This is a genomic window from Bradyrhizobium sp. NBAIM18, assembly GCF_020193825.1.
GTDB lineage: Bacteria > Pseudomonadota > Alphaproteobacteria > Rhizobiales > Xanthobacteraceae > Bradyrhizobium > Bradyrhizobium yuanmingense.
This window is the reverse complement of sequence record NZ_JADYVO010000005.1, coordinates 1-21,238: the sequence shown is the minus strand read 5'-3', so window position 1 is coordinate 21,238 and position 21,238 is coordinate 1. Positions and strand designations below refer to the sequence as shown.

The following is a 21,238-nucleotide window of genomic DNA, read 5'->3' as shown; positions in this document are numbered from 1 at the left end:
CATGGACCTGTCGTTCAATGCCAAGGAGCGCGCCTTCCAGAGCAAGGTGCGCGGCTTCATCGCCAAGAATCTCACCGCGGAAATGAAGCGCGCAACCGCGCTGACGCCATCGGTGTTCTCCGATCCTGACATCGGGATAGCCTGGCAGCGCGCGCTGCACGCCAACGGCTGGGGCGCACCGGGCTGGCCGGTCGAATATGGCGGCCCCGACTGGACGCCGGCGCAGCGCTGGATCTTCGAGACCGAATGCGCCCGCGCCGGCGTGCCCAACGTCAACGTGATGGGCGTGAAGATGGTCGGGCCCGTCATCATCGGCTTCGGCAGCCCCGAGCAGAAGAATTTCTATCTGCCGCGAATTCTCTCGGGCGAGGATTATTGGTGTCAGGGCTATTCCGAGCCGGGGTCCGGCTCCGATCTGTCGTCCCTCAAGACGCGCGCGGTGCGCGACGGCGACGACTACGTCATCAACGGCACCAAGATCTGGACCACGCATGCGCATCACGCCAACCGCATGTTCGCGCTGGTGCGCACCAGCGACGGGCCGCGGCAGCAGGACGGCATCAGCTTCATTCTGATAGACATGAAGACGCCGGGCATCACCATCCGTCCCATCCTTACCATCGGCGGCGACCACGAGGTCAACCAGGTGTTCTTCGACGACGTGCGCGTGCCCGTCGCCAATCGCGTCGGCGAGGAAGGCAAGGGCTGGACCTACGGCAAATATCTGCTCGAGTTCGAGCGCGGCGCGGGCATCGCCTCGGCCAAGCTGCGCGAAGGATTGAAGGCGATTGCCGATCTTGCAGAGTCCGACCTCACGGGCCGCGCCATCGACAGCCCCGACATCGCGACGCGGATTGCCGAGGTCGAGGTCGACATCGACGCGCTCGAGATGACGGAGCTACGCGTGCTCTCGGCACTCCAGACCGGCCAGAATCCCGGCGCGGTGTCGTCGATCCTGAAGCTGCGCAACAGCGAGATCCGCCAGGCCGTGACGCGGTTAGGGGCCGACGTGATCGGCCATGACGCCCTCGCCGTCGAGCCGATGCGCCCGCTCTACAAGCTCAACCACGAGCCGGCGACGCCTGAGGAGATGCTGACGGTGATGCCGGAATATCTCAACGGCCGCGCCTACACCATCTTCGGCGGTACCTCGGAGATCCAGCGGGATATTATCGCGAAGATGATGCTGGGGATTTGACGGGGCGGGCTGGCGTGGATCGAGCCACTCGCTCGGTGTCGTCCCCGCGAAGGCGGGGACCCATAACCACAGGGAGTTGTGGTGATGGGGACTTGGAGTTGCCAGCTTCGCGCGACAACCACTCCCTGTGGTTATGGGTCCCGGGCTCGCGCTGCGCGCGCCCCGGGACGACGGCTCCGTTCGACGCAACAGCTAGCGCACTTACCCCGCCGCCTTCGCGTCCCGGATCGCCTGCCAGATCTTCTGCGGCGTCAGGGGCGTATTCAGCTGGGTGATGCCGAGCTCGGCGAGCGCGTCCATCACGCCGTTGGTGACGCAGGGCGGGCCGCCGATGGCGCCGGATTCGCCGCAGCCCTTGGCGCCGAGCGGATTGGTGCGGCAGGGCGCGGAATCGTCCAGCGTCACCACGATCGGCGGCACGTCATCGGCGCGCGGGATGCAGTAATCCTGGTAGCTCGCGGTCAGCAGCTGGCCGTCGGCATCATACGACACGCCTTCATACAGCGCCTGGCCGATGCCTTGCGCGACGCCGCCATGGATCTGCCCCGTGACCAGCATCGGGTTCACGGCGACGCCGACGTCATCGACCGTGGTGTAGCGCACGACCTTGGAGACGCCGGTCTCCGGGTCGATCTCGACCTCGCAGATATGCGTGCCGTTGGGCCAGCTGGGACCATCGACCTCGCCTTCGGAATCGACGCTGAGCTTGGCGCCGCTCTCCTTCTCGGCGAGATCGAACAGGCTGATGCGGCGGTCGGTGCCGACCACGGTGAGCATGCCGCCCTGATATTCGATGTCCTCGACCGAGGTCTCCAGCACGTTCGCCGCCTTCTCGCGCGCCTTCTGGATCAGATCGTTGGAGGACACGGCAACCGCAGTGCCGCCGACGAACAGCGAGCGCGAGCCGACGCTGCCGAAGCCCATCGCGAGATCAGTGTCGCCCTGCACCACGTCGATCTTGTCCATGGGAATGCCGAGCGTGTCGGAGATCATCTGGGTGTAAGTGGTCTGCAGCCCCTGCCCCATCGCCATGGTGCCGGAATGCAGCACGACGCGCCCTTGCGAGGTCGCTTGCAGCGTGACCTTTTCGGTGTGGGCGCGGCCGCCGGTCCACTCGATGTAGGAGGTGAGGCCACGGCCGTAGAGCAGGCCCTTCTTCTTCGCCGCCTTCTTGCGCGCGGCGAAGCCGTCCCAGTCGGCAAGCTTCACGGCCCGGTCGAGCATGTGCGCGAAGGCACCGGAATCGTAGACCTGCCCGGCCGCATTGGTGTAGGGCAGCTGTGCCGGCTTGATGTAATTGGCCTTGCGGATCGCGCGCGGATCCATGCCGATCTTGCGTGCGGCGGCGTCGAACAGGCGCTCGACGATGAACACGGCTTCGGGGCGGCCGGCGCCACGATAGGCCCCGACCGGCGCGGTGTGGGTCATCACCGACTTCACCTCGAAATGCACCAGCGGCAGGTCGTAGACGCCGGTCTGCACGAACGGCCCGAGCACCAGCGGGATGATGTTGGCCGCGCCCGAGGAATAGGCCCCGGTGCAGCCGATCGACTTGACGCGATAGGCCAGCACCTTGCCCTTCTCATCCAGCGCGAACGACGCCGTGGACGTGAGGTCGCGGCCGTGGGTGCCGCCGACGAACTCGTCGGTGCGGTCGCCGCGCCAGCGGATCTTCTTGTTCAGCTTGGTGGCGGCATAGGCGACGATGCCATCCTCGGGATAGAGATTGGTCTTCTGGCCGAAGCCGCCGCCGATGTCGCCGACCAGCACGCGGACGCTGTCCTTGGGACGCTTCAGCACGGCTTCCGCCAGCACGTCGCGGGTCGAGGCCGGCGTCTGCGACTGCACGTGCAGCAGGAGACGGCCGGACTTCTTGTCGATCTCGGCAATCGTCGAGCGCGGCTCCATCGCGGACGGAACGAGACGTTGGCTGACGATATCGAGCTCGACCGTGTGCGCCGCCTTGGCAAAGGCCTCGTCGACCTTGGCGGCATCGCCGTAGCTCATGGCGCCGACGATGTTGTCGGGCGCCTCCGGCCACACCACGGGCGCGCCTGATTTCACCGCCTCGACGGGATCGACCACCGCGGGCTGCACATCGTATTCGACCACGATCGCCTCGGCCGCGCTCTGCGCCTCCACGCGCGAGGAGGCCACCACCGCGGCCACGGCCTCGCCGGCGTAGCGGACGACCTCGTGGGCGAGCAGCCGGCGCGGCGGCACGGTCATCGGCTTGCCGTCCGGGCGCTTGAAGATGTTCAGCGTCGGGATGGTACCGATGTCGTCCTTGACGAGGTCCGCGCCGGTGTAGATCGCGGCAATGCCCGGCATCGAAGCCGCGGCGCTGGTGTCGATCGAGACGATCTTGGCGTGGGCGTGCGGCGAGCGCAGCACGTGCAACCACAGCGCGCCGTCCGCCGGCTTGTCATCGATGAACTGTCCCTTCCCGGTGAGCAGCCTCTGGTCTTCCAAACGCTTGACGGGCTGCCCCGCTCCGAAACGCAAATTGCCGGGAAGAATGTTCATTCCGCTGTATCCTCGAGATCGGGAAAAACGACGGCGGCGGTTTTAACCGATTTTGCGCGCCAGACAACCGAGCCCCGGCACATCTGCGATGCGCGTCAGAGCCCCTTGCAGGTACGGATTGGGCGGCTAGGACCTGTCGATATCGACAATGCTCACATTCACGTCACGGGTGTCCGAGCCGCGCTTGACCGTGAGCCGAACGGTCTTTCCGGCCCCGGCCTGCTCGAGCGCATCGGTCAGGTCGGCAAGGCGCCGCACCGGCTTGCCTTCCACCGCGGTGATGATGTCGCCGACCGCTCCCGTGGAAAAGTTGACACCGCGAATCCCCGCCCCCTCGGCAGGACTGCCGGGGGCCGTCCGCACCACGATCACCCCTTCGACAGCAAGCCGGGTCGAAACATCCTCGCCGGCGGCCACGATGCCGATGCCCGGCGTCGGCACGCGGCCGTTGCGGATGAGCTCAGGGACAATCCGGTTCACGACGTCGACCGGGACCGCGAAGCCGATGCCGGCGTTCGAGCCGGACGGCGAGATGATGGCTGTGGTGACGCCGATCAGCCGGCCTGCGGAATCCAGCAGCGGCCCGCCCGAATTGCCGGGGTTGATCGCGGCATCGGTCTGGATGACGTTGGCGATCTCCCGGCCGCCATGGGTCGGGAGCCGGCGCTTGAGCGCGCTGATGATGCCAGAGGTCATCGACTGATCCAGCCCGAAGGGATTGCCGATCGCGAAAGCGGATTGTCCGACTTTCAGGTCGCTCGAACTGCCGAGAGCGATCGGCGCTGGAAGCTGGCGCACGCTGCGGATGCGCAACACCGCGAGATCGTAATTGGGCGCCGTGCCGACCAGGTCGACCTGGGCCACCTCACCCGAGGCAAAGCGCACGGCGATCTCGCCGCCATTGGCGACAACATGATTGTTCGTCACCAGGTGGCCGTCGCGGTCCCAGACAAATCCCGTGCCGGAGGCGCCGCCGCCGGCCTGGCTCTCCTCGCCCATGAGGGGACTTGCCGCCGACTTGGCCGCAACCTGAACGACCGACGGCGATACGCGCTCGAAGATGTCGATGGTCGCCTTCTCGCCGTCCCACAGCGGCCCGCGCTGCTCGACGGCACGTGCGGAGGGCGCGGCCCATGGGACATACGAGACGGGGACATGCAGGATCTTCGCGGCCGTGACGGCGAGCAGCAGGGCGGCGAAGGCTGCCGCGGCAATCGCATAGCGACGATTCATTGGGTGATCACCGTGTCTTGTGCTGAATGCGGGCTGTGAGATGCACATGCATGAAGTGGCAGGATCTCGCTTACGCAGCAACGTCGCAAACGAGCGGAAGTTTCTCGGTCAGGTATGGACCATTTTGCGCCCGGCACGGGGCCGGGGCATATTGCCGCGTGGCGAGCTATTGCAGCTCGCGCAGCGCCGTTTCCACGATTTTGCGCGCATCGGCCGTCAGTGGCGCCTGCGGCGGGACGGGGCCGCCGACGTCATAGCCCTGGATCGCAAGGCCGGCCTTGATGCAGGCCGCGAGATTGAAACGGGCGAAGGCTTCGTTGATCCGCCACAGCCGCCGCTGCAGCGCCATGGCCTCGTCCCAGCGGCCGGCCGTGCAGAGCTCGTACAACGCGACACTCTGGCGCGGGATGATGCAGGCAGGTCCCGCCATCCAGCCGCGGCCGCCGATCAGCATCACCGCTGCCGGAATGTGGGCGGAGGCGGAGAACACGCGCAAGGCATCGCCGCAGCGGTTCATGATCGAGAGCAGCCGTCCGGTGTTGGTCGAGGCATCCTTGATGTAGCCGATGCGCGGATGCTCGGCGAGGCGCGCGATGACGTCGAGGGTCAGATCGGAGCGCTGGAATTGCGGATTGGTGTAGATCACGACGGGAATGTCGACGGCATCGGCAATGGCGCGGAAATAGGATTCGACCTGCGCATCGGCCAGCGGGAAATACGCCTCCAAAATCGCAAGGATGCCGTCGGCCCCACACTTCTGGCAGGCTTTCGCCTGCGCCACCGCATCCGCCGTCGCGGTCGAAGCGACGCCGGCAACGACAGGCACGCGGCCCTGCGCGGCCTCAATCGTGGTCTGCACGACCGCCGTACGTTGCGCGGCGGTGAGATAGGCGAATTCGCCGGTCGAGCCCAGCGGCGTCAGCCCGTGCACGCCGGCGCCGATGAGGTCGTCGCAGAGTTTTGCCAGCACGTTGGTTCGCACCGTGCCGTCGGCATCGATGGGCGAGACGAGATACGGAAAGACACCGTGGAATTCGGACATGCGGCGCTGATCCCGGTCGATTGGTTTGCGGCTGACCGCTATTACCAATGCCAGCGCCGGCGATCAAACCCTGAGCAGACGCACCCGCGTGCCCCAGGGATCGATCGCCTCCACCCCATCCGCAAGCGCCGTGACCTTCACACCGCCTTTGCGTAGCCGTTCTTCCTGCGCGGCGAGCAGCTCCGGCTTCGCCATCACCAGGGAGAACCAGGCAAGACCGGTCGTGGACTCGTCGCGCTGGCCGGCGCCATGGCTCTGCCAGACATTCATGCCGAGGTGATGGTGATAGCGGCCCGACGCCAGGAACGCCGCGCCGCTGCGGCGGCGGGTCGGGTCGAGGCCGACGGTGCCGTGATAGAAGCTCTCGGCCTGGGCGAGATCGCCGACGCGCAGATGCATGTGGCCGATGCGCATTCCGTCCGGCGCCTTCGCATAATCGGGAACGCGCGTATTGGTGAGCGACAACAGGTCGGGAATGTTGAGCTCGTCGGTCGCCATCTTCACGCTACCCTCGCTCCATTGCCATTGCGAGGGGTCGCGGTCGGCATAGACCTCGATGCCGTTGCCTTCGGGGTCGTCGAGATAGACGGATTCGGAGACGAGATGATCGGCAAAGCCCGACAACGGCACGCGGTGCGAGGCGGCATGAACCAGCCAGCGCGCCAGATCCTTGCGGGTCGGCATCAGGAAGGCGGTGTGGTAGAGGCCTGCGGCGCTGCGCGATTCAATCGCGGCTTCGGGGCGGGCCTCCAGCACCAGGAGCGTGAGGCCTGATGTGCCGAGCTTGGCTGTGGCCGCCGAGCGCTCCATCACGGTGAGCCCGATCACATCGCGGTAATAATCTGCGACTTTGTCGAGGCTCTTCACCCGCAGCGTCACCATGCCGACTCGCATCGGCGTACGGCTGGCAAAGGTGGGGCCGCCGCCCTGCGCTGTGCCCTCGGCACGGGCCGCGGCTGCGGCGGCCATGGCGAGCGAGGTGGCGCCGGCGAGCTGCAGCAGGGTGCGGCGGGTCAAGTCGATGGTCATCGGTCAGGCTCGCTGGAAATCCTTGAGGCCATATGGCCCAATTTTTGCGATTGCTACACGTTCCCGTGAGGCGCTCCCAATCACATGTTCGTCGGCCGTGGTCTTGACGAGGCCGTCCTGGTCCTGGCCACCCGGCCAGTTTCGCAATCGCCCGCGGCATCCCAGATTGAGGACAACTTACGGGAGCCCGCCATGACTGATCTTAGTCCCCTGTCCTCACTGTCGTCCGCGCTCGCGGACATTGTGGCGCGCACCGCGCCGTCCGTCGTCTCCGTGCATTCGCATCGTTCTCGCGCGACCGGCTTCGTCTGGAGGAACGGCCTGATCATCACCGCCGATGAGGCCCTCGCCGACGAGGGCGAGGTCGAGATCGGTCTCGTCGACGGTAGTCGGGTCGCTGCCACGATCGCCGGCCGCGACCACACCACCGACATCGCGCTGCTGCGCACTGAGGCCGCGGCCGCGCCGGTCAAGCTCGCCGCAACCGTCCCGCCGCTGGGCGCATTGTCGGTCGTGGTCGCGACCAACCGGGAGACACCAAGCGCGGCGCTCGGGATGGTGTCGGCGTCGGGCAAGGGCTGGCGCTCCCTGCGCGGCGGCGACATCGACGCGCGGATCGAGCTCGACGTCCGCCTGCGCGGCAGCCAGCAGGGTGGGCTCGCGCTCGATGCATCGGGCGAAGCCTTCGGCATGGCCGTGCTCGGGCCGCGGCGCGTGCTGGTGATCCCGACCGCGACGATCGAGCGTGTCGCGCCCCAGCTCGAGGCGCGCGGCCGCATCGCACGCGGTTATCTCGGCCTCGGATTGCAGCCGGTGCGGCTCGACGACGGCATCGGTGCGATGGTGATGAATGTCGACAAGACCGGGCCTTCGGCCACGGCCGGCATCCGCCAGGGCGACGTGATCGTGGCGGTCAACGGCCAGAAGCTGTCGGGCGTGCGCGCGCTGTCGCGAACGCTGGGACCTGCGAGCGTCGGCGCGGTGGTAGACGTCGCCGTGCACCGTGGCGGCGAGCCGGTCAGCTTCAAGGTCACGGTCGGGGAAAGGCCGGAGGCGTGAGCGAGGACAAGACGGCCGAGATCGTACTATCGCTCGAGATCGACGATCCCGCCCTCGCCGATCGCCTCGCGGCCCTGCTCGGCAATGTCGCCGGGCTTCGCCTCGCAGCGCCCGGCGAGCAGCCCGCCGCAACGATCGTCGCCCGCGATCCGCGCATCATGCCTACGGACATCGCGCTGACGCAGCGCGAGCTCGACGTGCTCGCGCTGATGGCCGAGGGCGCGTCCAACAAGATGATCGCGCGGCAGCTCGGCATCTCCGTGCACACCGTGAAATTCCATGTCGGCTCGTTGCTCGACAAGCTCGATGCCACCGGGCGCACCGATGCAGTGGCGCATGCGGCACGCCGCGGCGTGATCGAGCTTTGACAGCCCTAACGGCGCCGCTCAGCCGCTACGCCCGCTTGCCGCCGTTCTTCTCCGCCGCGCGACGGAGCGCTTCGGCGAGCGCGCCGCCGCCCGAGGACTCCTGCTTGCGCGGCGCAGACGAGGTCATGCGGCTTGCGTTGCGCTGATTGTTGTCGCGCTGCATGCCGGGGGCGTCCTTCTTAGGCCCGACCTCGTCGTCGAGGCGTAGCGTCAGCGAGATGCGCTTGCGGGCCACCTCGAAGTCCAGCACCTTCACCTTGACGATGTCGCCGGGCTTCACCACCTCGCGCGGGTCCTTGATGTAGGTCTTGGACATCGCCGAGATGTGCACGAGGCCATCCTGGTGCACGCCGATGTCGACGAAGGCGCCGAAGGCGGCGACGTTTGTCACGGTGCCCTCGAGGATCATGCCCTTCTTGAGATCCTTGATCTCCTCGACGCCTTCCTTGAACACCGCCGCCTTGAACGCAGGGCGCGGGTCGCGACCGGGCTTTTCCAACTCGCGAAGGATGTCGGTGACGGTCGGCAGACCAAAGGTCTCGTCGACGAAATCCTTCGGCTTCAGCGTGCGCACGACGTCGCTGTTGCCGATCAGCGCCTTGATGTCGCTCTTGGTCGCTTCGAGAATCCGGCGCACCACGGGATAGGCCTCCGGATGCACGCCGGAGGCATCAAGCGGATCCTCGCCGCCGAGGATGCGCAAGAAGCCCGCGCACTGCTCGAACGCCTTCGGCCCGAGCCGCGGCACGTCCTTGAGCGCCTTGCGCGACTTGAACGGACCATTGGCGTCGCGATGCGCCACGATGCTCTGGGCGAGGCCGGAGCCGACGCCCGAGACGCGCGCCAGCAGCGGCGCGGAGGCGGTGTTGACGTCGACGCCGACCGCGTTCACGCAATCCTCGACCACGGCATCGAGCGATTTGGCGAGCTTGGCCTGGCCGAGGTCGTGCTGATACTGGCCGACGCCGATCGCCTTCGGCTCGATCTTGACGAGCTCGGCGAGCGGGTCCTGCAGGCGCCGCGCGATCGACACCGCGCCGCGCAGGGTGACGTCGAGGCCGGGCAGCTCCTCCGAGGCGAAGGCCGAGGCCGAATAGACGGACGCGCCGGCTTCCGACACCACGATCTTGTTCATCTTCAGCTCAGGCAGACCCTTGACCAGCTCGGTCGCGAGCTTGTCGGTCTCGCGCGAGGCGGTGCCGTTGCCGATCGCGATCAGCTCGACGCGGTGCTTGATTGCGAGCCGGCCGAGCGTCGCCAGCGACTCATTCCATTGCCGCTGCGGCTCGTGCGGATAGATCGCGGTGGTGTCGACCACCTTGCCGGTGGCATCGACGACGGCAACCTTCACGCCGGTGCGGTAGCCGGGATCGAGCCCCATGGTGACGCGGGTGCCGGCGGGCGCGGCCAGCAGGAGGTCGCGCAAGTTCGAGGCGAACACGCGCACGGCCTCGGTCTCGGCCGAATTCCACAGCCGCATGCGCAGATCGATATTGAGATGCACCTGGATCTTGGTGCGCCAGGCCCAGCGCACGGTATCGATCAGCCAGCGGTCGCCGGGACGCTTGAGATCGGCAATGCCGAACCGCTTCATGATCTTCAATTCATAGGCGCTCGGCACGCCCGGCGGCGGCGCCTCGGCCTCGGGCTGAATTTGCAGGTCGAGAATTTCTTCTTTCTCGCCGCGGAACATCGCGAGGATGCGATGCGAGGGCAGTTTTGTCAGCGGCTCGGAGAAATCGAAATAGTCGGCGAATTTTTCGCCCTCGGTCTTCTTGCCGTCGCGCACCTTGGAGGCCATCCGCGCATTGGTCCACATCTCTTCGCGCAAGGCGCCGATCAGATCGGCATCCTCGTCGAAGCGCTCGACCAGGATGGCGCGGGCGCCGTCGAGCGCGGCAGCGGCGTCAGCGACGCCCTTCTCGGCGTTGATGAAGCCTTCCGCCACGACCTTCGGATCATTGCCGGGCTCAGCCATAAGCTGGTTGGCGAGCGGCTCGAGGCCGGCTTCCTTGGCGATCTCCGCCTTGGTGCGGCGCTTCGGCTTGAACGGCAGATAGATGTCTTCGAGGCGCGCCTTGCTGTCGGCGGCGAGAATCGAAGCCTCCAGCGCGGCATCGAGCTTGCCCTGCTCGCGGACCGATTCGAGGATGGCCTTGCGGCGATCCTCGAGCTCGCGCAGGTAGACCAGGCGCTCCTCCAGGGTGCGCAATTGCGCGTCATCGAGCGCACCGGTCGCTTCCTTGCGGTAGCGCGCGATGAAGGGAACCGTGGCGCCGCCGTCGAGCAGCGTCACCGCCGCCTCGACCTGCTCGGCGCGAACCCCAAGCTCCTGCGCAATTTTCTGGTTGATGTTTGCCACGAAGATTCCCTCTAATCCAAGCGCGCGGGCGCAGGGGCGAACCACCGGCCGCGGGACGCCGCTTATGGACCAACCCAGGTTGATTCATCAAGGTGCGGTAAGCAACCGTCGACAGAGGATTTTTTGCCCGACCGATGCGATCTCGCCACATTCGTGGGGGCGCGGCGACTTGACATCGGCCCCGCGTTCCGCGCCTGCTTGCTCCCGCCGGGCCAATGAACTCTCCGCACGAGGACCAATCATGCGTACCACATCGGTCGGCGTCTTCAGGATCGCCACCACGGGACCCGGCGACGTCTCCGGCCTGATGGACTTGATCGTTTCAGGCGCGATCGATCCCAACTCGATCCTTGCCATTCTCGGCAAGACCGAGGGCAATGGCGGTGTCAACGATTTTACCCGGGAATACGCGGTGGCCGCGCTCTGCACGGCGCTGGCGCCCAAGCTCGGGCTGTCGGCGCCGGACGTCGAGCAGCGTATCGCCTTCGTGATGTCCGGCGGCACCGAGGGCGTGCTGAGCCCGCACATCACGGTGTTCACGCGCAGCGAGGCCGAGCGGCCGGCAGGCCTCTCCGGCAAGCGCCTCAGCATCGGCATGGCGCACACGCGGGATTTCTTGCCCGAGGAGCTCGGCCGCGCCGCGCAGATCGCCGAGACAGCGAAGGCCGTGCAAACCGCGATGGCGGATGCCGGCATCAACGATCCCGCGGACGTTCATTTCGTGCAGATCAAGTGTCCGCTGCTGACCAGCGAGCGCGTTGCGGCGGCAAACGCCCGCGGCAACACAACGGCAACGACAAGCGCTTACAGCTCGATGGCCTATTCGCGCGGCGCGTCCGCGCTTGGCGTTGCGGTCGCGCTCGGCGAGATCGGCTCCGACCTCGGCGATGAGGACGTGCTGCGGCGCTATGATCTCTTCTCCAAGGTGGCCTCGACCTCGTCGGGGATCGAGCTGATGCACAACGTCGTCATCGTGCTCGGCAATTCGGGGGCATCGGTAAGCGCGTGTGTGATCGGCCATGCCGTGATGGAGGATGCCATCGACGCCTCGGCGGTGCTATCGGCGTTGAACAGCGTCGGGCTTGGCGCGGCGCCGCAGACCACCGCGGGCCGCACGCTCGTCAACATCTTCGCCAAGGCGGAGGCCTCGCCTGACGGCACAGTGCGCGGCTTCCGCCACACCATGCTTGAAGACACCGACATCAGCGCGACACGCCACGCCCGCGCAGCGGTCGGCGGCCTGATCGCGGGCCTTGCCGGCACCGGCGCAATCTACGTGTCCGGCGGCGCCGAGCATCAGGGGCCGGCCGGCGGCGGCCCGGTTGCAGCGATCGCACGACTGTCGGATTGATAGCCGGCAGCCCGACCTCTCCGCCGGGCGCAACCCTGCCCCTCGTGGCGCCTCGGTTGATTCACGCGGGCCGTTGCGAAAAAGGTGACGCCGCGACCTTAGGGGATTTGACTTCATGACTTTGCCGATGAGCTGGAATGAATGGGCACAGCACGATGGCATCGCGCTGGCGGGGCGCGTCCGCAAGGGCGAGCTGACGGCGAAGGAGCTGGCGCGGCAGGCCGCCGCGGGCGTTGCCAAGGTCAATCCGGCGCTGTCCGGCGTGGTCGAGCTGTTCGAGGACGTGATCGCCGATCCCGCCAAGGACGGCGCAAATCTCGCAGGCCCGTTCGCCGGCCTGCCCTTCCTGATGAAGGACCTCGGGCCGACCATGAAGGGCCGGCTGCAAGAGATGGGATCGCTGCTGATGCGCGGCAATCGCGCGAGCGCCGATACGTTCCTCACCGGCAAATTCCGCCAGGCGGGGCTCAACCTGATCGGACGCACCACGACGCCGGAGTTCGGCGTGTGCTCGTCGGCCGACAATCCCGCCGTCTACGTCACCCGCAATCCCTGGAATACCGACTACACCACCTGCGGCTCATCGGCAGGCAGCGCCGCGATGGTGGCCGCGGGCGTGGTGCCGATCGCGCACGCGACCGACGGCGGCGGCTCGATCCGCATTCCCGCCGGCGTCAACGGCAATATCGGCCTGAAGGTCTCGCGCGGCGTGTTCTCGCTGGCGCCGCACATGTCCGACCTTACCGGCCTCGTCTCGATCCAGGGCTGCCAGTCGCGCTCGGTGCGCGACACCGCCGCCTTCGTCGATCATGCGCGCGGGCCTGCGCCCGGCGAGTTCATGCCGTTCTGGACCACGGCCCAGCCTTACACCGAGATGATCAAGCGCGATCCCGGCAAGCTTCGCATCGCGCTGTCGCACACATGGGGCAATTACACCGCGGCGCCCGAGCTCGCTGCCGAGTTGGAGAAGGCGGGACGCTTCCTCGAAGGCCTCGGCCATCATGTCGACTATGCGCTGCCGGAGATCGACCTTCCCACCGCCTTCGAGGCGCAGACCACCTGCTACATCTCGAACTTTGCGGTGGTGATCTCCAACATGCTCGCCGCGCGCGGACTTACGAGCCCGCCGGAGGATCTGGTCGAGCCCATGAATATCCGCATCTGGGAAGCCGGCCGTCACACGACCTTCGCCGAGCGTGCGAAGATGCAGGCCGTGTTCAACACGACCTCGCGCGGCTTCGGCAGCTTCTTCGAGCAATGGGACGTGATCCTGACCCCGATCACGGCGCTGCCGACGCCGAAGGTCGGCACCAGGGAATATCTCACCATCTCCGACAATCCTGATGTGCGCGACTGGTTCGAGAATCTATGGCGCTTCTTCGCCTTCACGCCGCTGGCCAATCTCTGCGGCATACCGGCGATCTCGATGCCAATGGCAGCGCAAGACCACGGCCTGCCGCTCGGCATCCAGGCGATCGCCAAGCAGGCCAATGACGGCCTGCTGCTGCAGCTCGCCGCCCAGATCGAGCGCGCGCTCGACGGCAAGTGGAACGGCGGCAGGACCGCGAAGGTGCATGTGACGAAGGCGTGAGATAGCAGGTCATGCGGAGAGGTGACCGCGTCCGCTCTCAGATCGAGGCAATCAAATCATCGGGCGTGCGATCTCAGTTCTTCACCGCCGGTATCTCCTCCGCCACCGGCTGCTTCTGACCCTGCTGATACATCGCGAGCGCCTTTTCGAGGGCTTCGCGCAGTGCCAGCGCCGCGGCGACGCTGCAACGCAAGTGCGCGGTCTGGACCACGTCGACCCGGACGGCGGCGCCGACCGGCATCAACAGGTTTGCGGCGAGCTCGATCTGGATCGCGCCGTTGTGGTGACCGAAGCAGGACGCGCCGTCGAAATAGATGATCGGCGCCCGCTCGGCGCTGGAGGTGGAAATGGTGACGGGCCCCTGGGCGGTCGAGGGCGTTTCGGGGTCGGCCATGGGCGCTCCTTGCAGTTCATCGACGAACGAAGCGCCCACCATCGGCGCTTCGGCGCGCCCTGTCGAGATCAAACCGCCCATGCGGGGCTCATTCCGGGTTTTGCGCGAGGCCCGACACTGGTCTAGAAGGTCGTCATGAGCACCACGCCGACCACGCTTGCCTTCGAGGAACTCGCCGAGGCCATCAAGGGCCGCCGCTCCGATTACGGCCATATCAGCGGGCTCCAGCTCGACCGGTTCGCACCTGGCGAGGCGTGGTCCAGCCTGCCCTATCGACCGGCCTTCGTCGGCGACACCGCGACCGGCGTGCTGCATGGCGGCGTCGTCACCGCGATGCTGGACGAGAGCTGCGGCATGGCGGTGCAACTTGCGCTCGACGGCACCCGCGCGATCGCGACCCTGGACCTTCGCATCGACTACCAGAAGCCGGCAACGCCCGGCGTCGACATCAAAGCGCATTCGGTCTGCTACCGCACCACGCGCTCGATCGCCTTCGTGCGCTCCACCGCCTATCAGGAGTCCGAGGACGATCCGGTCGCGACCGCGACCGCCTGCTTCATGATCGGCGCCAACCGCACCAACATGCTCGCCGACCGCCGGATGGATGCGCGCAGCATCCCGACGCTGGAGGCGCCTGATGATCCGGACGGGCCCTTTGCGCGCAGCCCGTTCGCGCGCGCGCTCGGCATCCGCGTCAACGATGACGGCACGCTGACGATGCCGTTCTCGCCGCAGATCATCGGCAATCCGATCCTGCCCGCGATCCACGGCGGCATGACGGGCGCCTTCCTCGAGACCACCGCCATCATCGGCGTGGCGCGGGAGCTCGGCGCTGCCGCACCGCCCAAGCCGATCGGCCTCACCGTCAACTACTTGCGCTCCGGACGCGCGCTCGACACGTTTGCCGACGTCACGATCGTGAAGCAGGGCCGACGTATCGTCGCCTTCGAGGCGCGGGCCTGGCAGGACGATGCTTTGAAGCCGATCGCCACCGCTTTCGGTCACTTCATGCTGCGCCCGACGCCTGGAAGTGACGAGGAATAAGCCCATTTTGACTTGACGGCCGCAGCTCCGGCCCCAACGATAGCGCGCCTTTCGCCGGAGGAATTGGATTGCGGCATCCGCTCGACATCGTTGCCATGTTCGCCGCACTCTGGCTGCTGGCATCTATGGTGCTCGACACGCTGACGCCGAAGGAGCTGACCGCGATCATGATCGGCATCGCAATTGGCCCGGCCATCGTCATCACCGCCATGTTCTATTACCTGCGGTGCCCGCGAACGGATTTTGCGGTGATGTTCGCAGCGCTGTGGCTGATCTCCGATATCGCCATCGCCCTCACCTCGCCGAAGCAGCTGCCGCATTTTCTGATCGCGCTCGGCTTTCTGCCGGCGCTGCTGATCGGCGTCGTGCTGCACTGGCAGACTTTCACCTCTCCTCGGCGGGGAGAGGTGAACCACCGCGCCGGCTGATATCACCGCGGCAAGAGATTCGTCTTCGCGAGGTCCAGCACCTCGTCGCCGCGCCCGTTCATCACCGCGCGGAGCACCCAGAGGCTGAAGCCCTTGATTTGCTCGGCCGTGATGGTCGGCGGCATCGACAGCTCCTGCTTGGCGGTGACGACGTCGAGCAGCGCCGGCCCATTGTGCGCCAGCATCTCTTTCATCGCGCCCGGAAGCTCGCCGGGATCCTCGACGCGCTTGGCAAAGATGCCCATCGCGCGCGCCATCGCGGCGAAATCCGGGTTCTCCAGGTCGACATTGGTGTCGACGAAGCCCGCCGCCTTCATCTCCAGCGCGACGAAGCCGAGCACGCCGTTGTTGAAGACGACCACCTTCACCGGCAGCTTCTCTTGCGTCAGCGTGATCAGGTCGCCCATCAGCATGGTGAAGCCGCCGTCGCCGGAGAGCGAGATGACCTGGCGCCCGGGCTGCGCAGCCTGCGCCCCGATCGCCTGCGGCATGGCATTGGCCATCGAGCCGTGCACGAAGGAGCCGATCAGCCGGCGGCGGCCGTTCATGTCGAGATAGCGCGCCGCCCACACCGTCGGGGTGCCGACATCGGCGGTGAAGACGGCATCGTCGGAGGCATGGTCGCTGACGACCTTGGCGAGATATTGCGGATGGATCGGCTTGGCTCCGGGCGTGCCCCTGGCGAGCGAATCGAGGCCCTCGCGGGCTCTCTTGTAATGCGCGACGGCGTCGTCGAGATGCTTGCGCTGCGTCTTCGTCTTGAGCAGCGGCAGCAGCGCCTCGATGGTGAGCTTGACGTCGCCGACGAGGCCGAGATCGATCCTGCAGCGCCGCCCCAGATTTTCCGGGCGGATGTCGATCTGCGCGATCTTCGCATCATCAGGGAAGAACTGCTTGTAGGGGAAGTCGGTGCCGAGCATCACCAGCGCGTCGCAGGCGTGCATCGCGGCGTAGCCCGAGGAGAAGCCGATGAATCCGGTCATGCCGACGTCGTAGGGGTTGTCGTATTCGACATGCTCCTTGCCGCCGAGCGCGTGCACGATCGGGCTTTTCAAGGTCTCGGCGAGTTGCATCAAAGGCGCGTGTGCGCCGGCGCAGCCGCGGCCGCAGAACAGCGTGATGCGCTCGGCGCCGTTGAGGAGATCCGCGAGCGCCTGCAGCTCATCCGCTTGCGGCACGACCTTCGGCGGAGCCAGCGCAAGGCCGCGCGTCGTCGACAGCGCGCGCTTCGGAGGACTGCGGAAGGCGACATCGCCGGGCATGGCGACGACGGCGACGCCGCGCAAGCCGACCGCCGCGCGAATCGCGTTCTCCAGCACGAAAGGCAGCTGGCTCGGGTCCGACACCAGCTCGCAGTAATGGCTGCATTCACGGAACAGGTTTTGCGGATGCGTCTCCTGGAAATAGCCGCCGCCGATCTCGGCGGTCGGAATCTGCGCCGCGATCGCCAGCACGGGAACGCGGCTGCGATGCGCGTCGAACAAGCCGTTGATCAGATGCAGATTGCCGGGGCCGCAGGAGCCCGCGCAGACCGCGAGGCTCCCGGTCATCTCGGCTTCGCCGGCCGCTGCGAAGGCCGCGACCTCCTCGTGGCGGACATGGATCCATTCGATCGTGCCGCGGCGGCGCAGCGCCTCGGTGAGCGCGTTCAGGCTGTCGCCGACGATGCCGTAGATGCGCTTGACGCCCGCCTGTTCGAGCGTTGCCACGAACAGATCGGCCACGTTGTTGATCGCCATGTCGGTCTCCTGATTCAGCCAGTCGCATAACACGATGCGCGCATGCCGGCATCGCGCCACCATATGGCAGAATAGACCATGTCAGGATTACGGCTAGTTTATTGTCGGCTCAACCTTTCTGAATTGCCCGATCGTAAGCGGCAATTGTCACCCCTGCGCGGGCTGCGACATCTGTTGCCGTCATGCCTGGCTTGTAGAGGCTGGAGCCGAGCCCGAAGGCGGTCACCCCGCCCTTGATGTACTCGGCAAAATTCTGATCGGAGACGCCGCCGACAGCGGCGATCATCACGCCTGCCGGCAACACGGCGCGGATCGCGGCGATACCGGCAGCGCCGAGCACGCTCGCCGGAAAGAATTTCAGGCTCGACGCGCCCGAGCGCGCCGCCAGCAGCGCCTCGGTCGGCGAGAACACGCCGGGCATGGTCACCATGCGATGCTGATGCGCGCGCGCCAGCACTTCGGTGTCGACATTGGGCGAGACCATCAGCCTGCCGCCGACATCGTTGAGACGATCGACATCTGCCGTCGTCAGCACCGTGCCGGCGCCGATCAACACGTCTGATGGCGCGAGCTTCACGGCAAACGCGATCGAGCGGAACGGATCGGGTGAATTCAGGGGGATCTCGATCGCGGTCATGCCGGCCTCGACCAAGACGCCGACGATCGCTTCGGTCTCCTCAGGCTTGATGCCGCGCAGGATCGCGACCAGCTGCCGCTGCATCGGCGGAAAGGGAACGCTCATCTCTCGCAGTCCTTCTACTTCGTCCAGATCGCGGCTGCCGCCATCGACAGGCCGCGGCGGACGGCTTCATCCGCATCGACCGGCTTTGCGGTTACCGAGAGCGCCTCGAATGCCAGCCGATACAGCACCGCAAGTCGCCCCGCGGCAATCAGCTGGACGCCCGCTTGCGGCACGGTGCCGGAGAGCCCTGCCGCGAGCTCCACACCGATCAACGTGCCCGACAGCGTCTCACGTGCCGCTGCCGGCGTGCCGCCGAACAAGAGCTGTCGCGACCGTGCAGAGAACAGCAAGTTGGCGGCGAAGGCCGGAGCATCGAATGCGGCCTTTACGGCTGCCTTGAAGCTCGCGATATCTTCGGCGTCATCAGCGCCGGCGACCGCGAGCGACAGGATCGTCTCGCGCGAGACGGCGCTGAACAGCTCGCCGGTCATGAAGGTGGAGAAGCGCTCGACCGTGCCGTCTTTCACCCGCACCCATTTCGAATGGGTGCCGGGCATGCAGACCAGCGCCTCGCCGGCGGCATCGAGGCCGAGCGCGCCGAGCAATTGCGTCTCCTCGCCGCGCATGACGTCCGGCGCCTTCGCATCGCGCTGGGCGATGCCCGGCAGGATGCGAATGTCGCGCGCCTCGGCCGGCAAGCGCACGGCCTGTTTCAGGACGGCTGAGAGCTTTGCCGGCGTGTCGACGTAGCCGGCCTCGACCCAGCCGGTCTTGGCACCGGCCATGCCGCAGACCAGAACCGGCAGATGCGCGGGCGCTTCGACCGCGGCCAGATGCGCTTGCAGCACGGCGGGAAAGCCGGTCCTAGCCGCCGCCAGCATGCCCTCACCGCTGCGGCGCTCGGCAAGCACCTGACCGGCGCGATCGACCAGCCAGAGCCGGAAGCTGCTGGTGCCCCAATCCACCGCGACATAGGCGGGTTCGGTCATGTCAGGTCTCGTCCTCGTCTCATGGCCAAGACGCCGTCTCGCGACACATGAGACGATGTCCAGCAGGCTTCCGTCGAGATACCGGCTATTGCGCGGGCAAACCAGCCCTTTCTCTTCATTTTGAGGCTCCGCCGCGCTGGCACACCGCTTGCTCAAGGTTCATCACTCGACAAGGTTCATCACTCAACTCCGTCAACGCGCGACAAGACGCGTCAACATCAGATGAGGAAACCCATGGAGATCGGCTATTTCACGATGCCTTCGCATCCGCCGGAGTGCGGCCTCAAGGAAGGGAACGACTGGGATCTGCAGGTCATGCGCTGGCTCGACGAGCTCGGCTATCAGGAGGCCTGGGTCGGCGAGCACCACACCGCGCCCTGGGAACCCAATCCCACGCCGGACCTCCTGATCGCGCAGGCCTTGATGCAGACCACGAAGCTGCGCATCGGGCCGGGCGGCTTCCTGCTGCCCTATCATCACCCGGCCGAACTCGCCAACCGCGTAGCCATGCTCGACCATCTCTCCGAAGGCCGGCTCAATTTCGGCGTGGCGGCGAGCGGGCTGCCGAGCGACTGGGCGATGTTCAACGTCGACGGCATGAGCGGGCAGAACCGCGACATGACGCGCGAGGCGCTGGAGATCATCCTGAAGCTGTGGACCGAGCCGGCGCCCTTCACCCACAAGGGCAAGTACTGGACGGTGACCAAGCCGGACACGATGTTCGATTTCCTCAAGCCCCACATCAAGCCGCTGCAGGCGCCGCATCCGCCGATTGGCGTTGCCGGTCTGTCCAAGAACTCGGACACGCTCAAGCTCGCCGGCGAGCGCGGCTTCATCCCGATGAGCCTCAACCTCAACCCGGCCTATGTCTCGAGCCATTGGGACTCTGTCGAGATCGGGGCGGCCAAGACCGGTCGCAAGCCGAACCGCCAGGACTGGCGCCTAGTGCGCGAGGTATTCGTCGCCGACACCGACGAAGAGGCTTGGAAGCTCTCGACCGGCGACATGATGGGCAGGATGATGAGCGAGTACTTCCTGCCGCTGCTCGGGCATTTCGGCTTCAAGGATTATCTCAAGCACGCGCCCGATGTGCCAGACAGCGACGTCACGGTCGAATATTGCGCCAAGCGGAACTGGATCGTCGGCTCGCCCGCGACCGTCGCCGAGAAGATCGAGAAGATCTACGACGAGGTCGGCGGCTTCGGCGTGCTGCTCGTGTTCGGCTTCGACTACAAGCACAAGGCCGAGGCCTGGCACCACTCGCTCTCGCTGCTGAAGAACGAGGTGATGCCGCGCCTTGGGCATCTAGGCTCCGCGAAGAAGGCGGCTTGACGCAAGCATGATCCGGAAAAGTGCGTAGCGGTTTTCCGAAGAGATCATGCTAGACTCTTGGCGCCGGGTGCGGCGCGATCGTGCCGCACCCGCTTCTATTCTGGGAGATTTCCGCGTGACGGTGGACGCGAAGGACTTCAAGCAGGCGATGCGCCAATGTGCCGGTGCGGTAGCGCTGGTCACGGTGGGCGCCGAGCACGGCAGGCGCACGGGGCTGACGGTGACCTCGGCCTGCTCGTTGTCGGACAAGCCGCCCTCGCTGATCGTCTGCGTCAACCGCAACGCCAGCGCCCATGCCCGCATCCGGGAGGAAGGTGCTTTCGCCATCAACTTCTTGCACGAGGATCACGCGCTGCTCGCCCTCACCTTCAGCGGCCAGAAGGGCGTCGACGGCGACGATCGCTTCGCCTTCGGGCAATGGACGCGTGGCGTGACCGGCGCACCGGTGCTGGCGGACGCGGTGGCCGCGTTCGACTGCGTGCTGGCGCAGGAGTTCGAGACGACGACGCATTCGATCTTCGTCGGCGAGGTCCGCACCGCCTCGCATTCCGCTGCCGTCACGCCGCTGGTGTACTTGCGCAGCAATTTCCACACGCCACGAGAACTCCGCGAGAACGTGACGATCGGCGATCTCGACGCGCGGCATCTGAGCTGGACGGATTTTTCGTAGGACGAGTGCTCGCTTTGTCCAGCGGATGGATTGGTAACAAAACAGACCGGATGGATAGGTAACAATCGTTCATCGTTCGGTCCGCTGCGGCGCAGCGCTAGCGCAGCGCCGCAGCGTTGATGTTTTCTGATCGATGATGCCGATCGGCACGCTGAAGAAGCGCACCTGCCATTGCCCGTCAGCGGTTTCCTCCACGGCAAC

The 21,238-nt window shown here is 66.4% G+C and carries 18 protein-coding genes; 9 read left to right on the top strand and 9 right to left on the bottom strand.

Going from position 1 to position 21,238, the window contains the following annotated elements; translation table 11 throughout:
- Position 1 precedes the first annotated feature (1 nt).
- On the top strand, positions 2-1,198 hold the full coding sequence (locus I6F17_RS13135) for an acyl-CoA dehydrogenase family protein (RefSeq protein ID WP_225129223.1): 1,197 nt from the start codon (positions 2-4) through the stop codon (positions 1,196-1,198).
- A gap of 201 nt (positions 1,199-1,399) precedes the next feature.
- Here I6F17_RS13135 and I6F17_RS13130 read toward each other — a convergent pair whose 3' ends face one another.
- From I6F17_RS13130 to I6F17_RS13115, 4 genes are all read right to left on the bottom strand, one after another.
- Positions 1,400-3,724: a xanthine dehydrogenase family protein molybdopterin-binding subunit gene (locus I6F17_RS13130; RefSeq protein WP_225129225.1), complete on the bottom strand. Its 2,325-nt coding sequence runs from the start codon at positions 3,722-3,724 to the stop codon at positions 1,400-1,402.
- 126 nt (positions 3,725-3,850) lie between these two features.
- A complete protein-coding gene (locus tag I6F17_RS13125) occupies positions 3,851-4,957 on the bottom strand; it encodes a trypsin-like peptidase domain-containing protein (RefSeq protein WP_225129227.1) in 1,107 nt (368 codons plus the stop codon).
- 166 nt (positions 4,958-5,123) lie between these two features.
- Entirely contained in the window at positions 5,124-5,999 is an 876-nt protein-coding gene (locus I6F17_RS13120; RefSeq protein WP_225129229.1) for a dihydrodipicolinate synthase family protein, read from the bottom strand.
- A gap of 63 nt (positions 6,000-6,062) precedes the next feature.
- Positions 6,063-7,028, bottom strand: a complete 966-nt coding sequence (locus tag I6F17_RS13115; RefSeq protein WP_225129231.1) for a VOC family protein — start codon at positions 7,026-7,028, stop codon at positions 6,063-6,065.
- Positions 7,029-7,220: 192 nt separating this feature from the next.
- Between I6F17_RS13115 and I6F17_RS13110 the strand changes: the two genes are divergently transcribed.
- Both I6F17_RS13110 and I6F17_RS13105 read left to right on the top strand, forming a co-directional pair.
- Positions 7,221-8,087: a S1C family serine protease gene (locus I6F17_RS13110; protein ID WP_225129233.1), complete on the top strand. Its 867-nt coding sequence runs from the start codon at positions 7,221-7,223 to the stop codon at positions 8,085-8,087.
- Positions 8,084-8,455, top strand: a complete 372-nt coding sequence (locus I6F17_RS13105) for a helix-turn-helix transcriptional regulator (RefSeq protein ID WP_225129235.1) — start codon at positions 8,084-8,086, stop codon at positions 8,453-8,455. The genes I6F17_RS13110 and I6F17_RS13105 overlap by 4 nt, the downstream gene beginning before the upstream one ends.
- A gap of 25 nt (positions 8,456-8,480) precedes the next feature.
- Here the strand turns inward: I6F17_RS13105 and I6F17_RS13100 are convergent, their stop codons facing one another.
- Positions 8,481-10,817 (bottom strand): Tex family protein, encoded by a 2,337-nt coding sequence (locus tag I6F17_RS13100; protein WP_225129237.1) that lies wholly within the window; start codon positions 10,815-10,817, stop codon positions 8,481-8,483.
- A 241-nt stretch (positions 10,818-11,058) separates the two neighbouring features.
- Between I6F17_RS13100 and I6F17_RS13095 the strand changes: the two genes are divergently transcribed.
- Entirely contained in the window at positions 11,059-12,168 is a 1,110-nt protein-coding gene (locus tag I6F17_RS13095) for a ring-opening amidohydrolase (RefSeq protein ID WP_225129239.1), read from the top strand.
- Between the two features lie 115 nt (positions 12,169-12,283).
- Positions 12,284-13,759 (top strand): amidase, encoded by a 1,476-nt coding sequence (locus I6F17_RS13090; protein ID WP_225129241.1) that lies wholly within the window; start codon positions 12,284-12,286, stop codon positions 13,757-13,759.
- Positions 13,760-13,832: 73 nt separating this feature from the next.
- On the opposite strand, the gene I6F17_RS13085 is transcribed toward I6F17_RS13090, so the two are convergent.
- Positions 13,833-14,153, bottom strand: a complete 321-nt coding sequence (locus I6F17_RS13085; protein WP_036009675.1) for a hypothetical protein — start codon at positions 14,151-14,153, stop codon at positions 13,833-13,835.
- A 135-nt stretch (positions 14,154-14,288) separates the two neighbouring features.
- Between I6F17_RS13085 and I6F17_RS13080 the strand changes: the two genes are divergently transcribed.
- Positions 14,289-15,197, top strand: coding sequence for a PaaI family thioesterase (locus I6F17_RS13080; RefSeq protein WP_225129243.1), 909 nt, complete (start codon positions 14,289-14,291; stop codon positions 15,195-15,197).
- 68 nt (positions 15,198-15,265) lie between these two features.
- On the top strand, positions 15,266-15,625 hold the full coding sequence (locus I6F17_RS13075; RefSeq protein WP_225129245.1) for a hypothetical protein: 360 nt from the start codon (positions 15,266-15,268) through the stop codon (positions 15,623-15,625).
- Between the two features lie 2 nt (positions 15,626-15,627).
- Here the strand turns inward: I6F17_RS13075 and poxB are convergent, their stop codons facing one another.
- The 3 genes from poxB to I6F17_RS13060 form a co-directional block, all read right to left on the bottom strand.
- The gene (gene poxB / locus I6F17_RS13070) at positions 15,628-17,364 is read right to left on the bottom strand and encodes a ubiquinone-dependent pyruvate dehydrogenase (protein ID WP_225129247.1); all 1,737 of its coding nucleotides are present in this window, start codon (positions 17,362-17,364) and stop codon (positions 15,628-15,630) included.
- A 109-nt stretch (positions 17,365-17,473) separates the two neighbouring features.
- Complete coding sequence (locus I6F17_RS13065) at positions 17,474-18,106, bottom strand: 2-dehydro-3-deoxy-6-phosphogalactonate aldolase (RefSeq protein ID WP_036036194.1); 633 nt, start codon at positions 18,104-18,106, stop codon at positions 17,474-17,476.
- Positions 18,107-18,120: 14 nt separating this feature from the next.
- On the bottom strand, positions 18,121-19,035 hold the full coding sequence (locus tag I6F17_RS13060; RefSeq protein WP_225129248.1) for a 2-dehydro-3-deoxygalactonokinase: 915 nt from the start codon (positions 19,033-19,035) through the stop codon (positions 18,121-18,123).
- Positions 19,036-19,269: 234 nt separating this feature from the next.
- Here I6F17_RS13060 and I6F17_RS13055 point away from each other — a divergent pair, with 234 nt between their 5' ends.
- On the top strand, positions 19,270-20,367 hold the full coding sequence (locus I6F17_RS13055; RefSeq protein WP_225129250.1) for an LLM class flavin-dependent oxidoreductase: 1,098 nt from the start codon (positions 19,270-19,272) through the stop codon (positions 20,365-20,367).
- A gap of 115 nt (positions 20,368-20,482) precedes the next feature.
- The gene (locus I6F17_RS13050) at positions 20,483-21,037 is read left to right on the top strand and encodes a flavin reductase family protein (protein WP_225129252.1); all 555 of its coding nucleotides are present in this window, start codon (positions 20,483-20,485) and stop codon (positions 21,035-21,037) included.
- The last annotated feature ends 201 nt before the right edge of the window (positions 21,038-21,238 follow it).